Origin of the sequence: Bradyrhizobium huanghuaihaiense, from assembly GCF_007830635.1 — a bacterium.
Classification (GTDB): domain Bacteria; phylum Pseudomonadota; class Alphaproteobacteria; order Rhizobiales; family Xanthobacteraceae; genus Bradyrhizobium; species Bradyrhizobium huanghuaihaiense.
In genome coordinates this window covers 1-2,364 of record NZ_VLLA01000092.1, presented here as the reverse complement: position 1 = coordinate 2,364, position 2,364 = coordinate 1, and the positions used below count along the sequence as shown (strand labels likewise).

General features: G+C 57.3%; 4 protein-coding genes. 3 read left to right on the top strand and 1 reads right to left on the bottom strand.

Features of this window, described 5'->3' with window-relative positions; all coding sequences use genetic code 11:
* Window positions 1–303 (bottom strand): transposase (locus IQ16_RS44900; RefSeq protein WP_049824278.1); only part of this gene is annotated, 303 nt, incomplete at its 3' end.
* A gap of 172 nt (window positions 304–475) precedes the next feature.
* Between IQ16_RS44900 and IQ16_RS44895 the strand changes: the two genes are divergently transcribed.
* The 3 genes from IQ16_RS44895 (at window position 476) to IQ16_RS44885 (ending at window position 1,754) form a co-directional block, all read left to right on the top strand.
* Entirely contained in the window at window positions 476–880 is a 405-nt protein-coding gene (locus IQ16_RS44895) for a hypothetical protein (protein ID WP_011090921.1), read from the top strand.
* 235 nt (window positions 881–1,115) lie between these two features.
* Entirely contained in the window at window positions 1,116–1,382 is a 267-nt protein-coding gene (locus IQ16_RS46285; RefSeq protein ID WP_014498652.1) for a hypothetical protein, read from the top strand.
* A 132-nt stretch (window positions 1,383–1,514) separates the two neighbouring features.
* Window positions 1,515–1,754 carry a hypothetical protein gene (locus IQ16_RS44885; RefSeq protein WP_018269532.1) on the top strand — a complete coding sequence of 80 codons (240 nt, stop codon included), beginning with the start codon at window positions 1,515–1,517 and terminating at the stop codon, window positions 1,752–1,754.
* Window positions 1,755–2,364: the final 610 nt, after the last annotated feature.

Here is a 2,364-nt window from a genome sequence, read left to right as displayed (position 1 = left end):
CAGGAAGGCGTAGGCAATCATTGTCATAAGGGCGTGGCGATGAAGACCTTGCCATGATCGCCCTTCGAAGTGATCAAGTCCAAGCTCCTCCTTCATATCGACAAGGCTGTGCACGACCCGCGTCGGATCGCGCCGATCCGGGAACACCCGGGCCAGATTGTCGGCCAAGCCGAGACGCCGCTCGGCCATCGCCAGAAGCATCACGCCCCCGTTCGAGGTTAGGCGCCCACCATCGAAGGCAGCTGTGACTTTCTTGGCGTGAATGGCTGGAAACGAGAAGGGCGGAATCGTATCGTCGGTCATGGCGGGCGTGGCGTTCGCGGTTGGAGGTGATGGGGTTGGCTTCACAACCGAATCCTACGCCGTATGAGCGCTTTACACCACGCTCGCCAGCCTCTCGGGCGCCTCTTACGAATAAGACAGGTTAGTCGGTCCGACCCGTCATGTTTTTGGGGTTTCGGACAAGGTTCTGACGATGACGCTTTCATCCGTTTTGATGGCGGATCGCGAGGCCCGTCCTGATTGGTATGCAGTTGGCATTGCCATGATCGTCGTGGATCGGCTGGTTCACAACTTTCTGGTCCGAACCGGGATTTTGGAGCAACTTGGCATGGTTCATCCGTACGGTCCCCGTTGCTATGCAGACGGCGGCTGCGCCGAGGTCTTGCGGCGCGTCTCGGCACAGATCGACGCGCGCCAGTTTGATCGTAATTTTCCGGCGGATTTTCCGCGCTTTGTTCAGCACGCTCTTTGGCGTTACTGCGCTGCTGACGGTTTGAACGTCTGCAACGGCAACAATATTGATGATCGCAAGTCATGCGATCTTTCGTCGTGTATTGTTTACAGTAATTGTGCCAAAAAAGCGCGGAAATTACAGTAATTATCTTCTATTTAAGCGCAATTTTTCTGCAGCTAAATTATTGCAATCATTGCGCTTTTGGATGATATGCTTTATTATACTTACGACGAGATTGTTTGAACGCTCTTCTCGTCTTCAGCAAAGGAGTCGTCCAATGACAAGACCGCCATTGCCGGGAGCATCCCGCAGGACCAGCGACAACGCCGTTTCAGAAAGGGGCCCAAATCGGGCCCCTTCGGCTTTTCAGGAGGGCAAAATGGCCAAGCCCAATCTCACGAACCAAAAGACACTCTCCGCCTCGGCAATCATCGTTTACGGGATCGACGCGACCGGCAAGCCGAAGGCCGGCCGGTTTCCGGAGCGCCAGGCGGCGGCGGCCAAAAAGGCCGCGCGCTCACTCAAGCTCGCTGTTTGCAACGTCGATCGACCAGCTCTTGTCGAAATCGTTGCGAAAATTCCGGTCGGACGCGTTCACGACCAAGGCAGTCGCTTCTGCCCTACATCAAACGCAGCTTGTACGTGAGCGTCACGACAGGATCACCGGTTCCCGGGCTTGACTTGCGCGGAATGCTCTGGATAGCGCGGTCGGGATGATTGACGCCGCCGGGGCGCGGTGATGGGGTGATCCCGGTTCGGAGCGGGCAACGGGATCAGAATGAACAGCGAGTCGCAGCTGCGCGAGAAGCTTCGGAAGATCGAGGCGTTGTTCGTGGGGGCCGGAACTGCTGGTGAGCGCCATGCGGCGGAAGCCGCGCTGCAGCGGGTGCGGGCCCGGGTCGAGGAACTCGCTCGCCACGATCCACCAATCGAACAGCAATTCTCACTTCCCGACCAGTGGTCTCGGCACCTTTTTCTGGCGCTTTGCCGCCGATATGGGCTGCGGCCGTTTCGTTAGCTTTGAGCGTCTTCAGCAGCCAGCGTTCGACATCATGACCGGACAGCAAGTACGGCAAGACGGCTTCGCTCGATTCCAAGCAGTCCCTGAGGCCGGCAAAGAATATCTTGGCAGCGGCATCCAACGGCGACAGCGCGCTGTTGTGTCGTCTACAAAGGCAGTTCGCGGTGAGATTCTTTGGAGCCAGCGCCTTTGTTTCGCCTGCTTCGAGCCAAGGCAGTCCAGAGGCCGTGAAATTACCGTCCCCGCGAAGTATTTCGATCACAGCCTCGCTGATCAGATGCTCGCCGGAGATTGGCGCTTCGCAATTTCCCAGCTCCTGCATGTAACAGCGTTCAAGTGTCGTACTGGGCGAGCCGGATCGAAGGTCAAGCCCTGAAGCCGGCTTGTGCCATCGAACACCATCAAAACAGCAGGAAGCCGATTGTCGCCCCGATCGACAACGACAAGGTGCCACCTTCATTTCCTCAAGTCTGCGCTTGGCTTCACCCATCGGAGTGACCCCCAGCGGCAGTCTAGCCCGTCTTATTCGTAAAGGACCGGCTCATGCGTCGGCTTTGTCAGCTTTCTGTCAGCTCGTCCAAATAGTAGCTCGTTGTGATGAGAACCA

Excerpts from the sequence above, each read along its gene's own strand:
- IQ16_RS44895 (WP_011090921.1), top strand. The coding sequence starts at position 476 with ATGACGCTTTCATCCGTTTTGATGGCGGATCGCGAGGCCCGTCCTGAT.
- IQ16_RS46285 (WP_014498652.1), top strand. The coding sequence starts at position 1,116 with ATGGCCAAGCCCAATCTCACGAACCAAAAGACACTCTCCGCCTCGGCA.
- IQ16_RS44885 (WP_018269532.1), top strand. The coding sequence starts at position 1,515 with ATGAACAGCGAGTCGCAGCTGCGCGAGAAGCTTCGGAAGATCGAGGCG.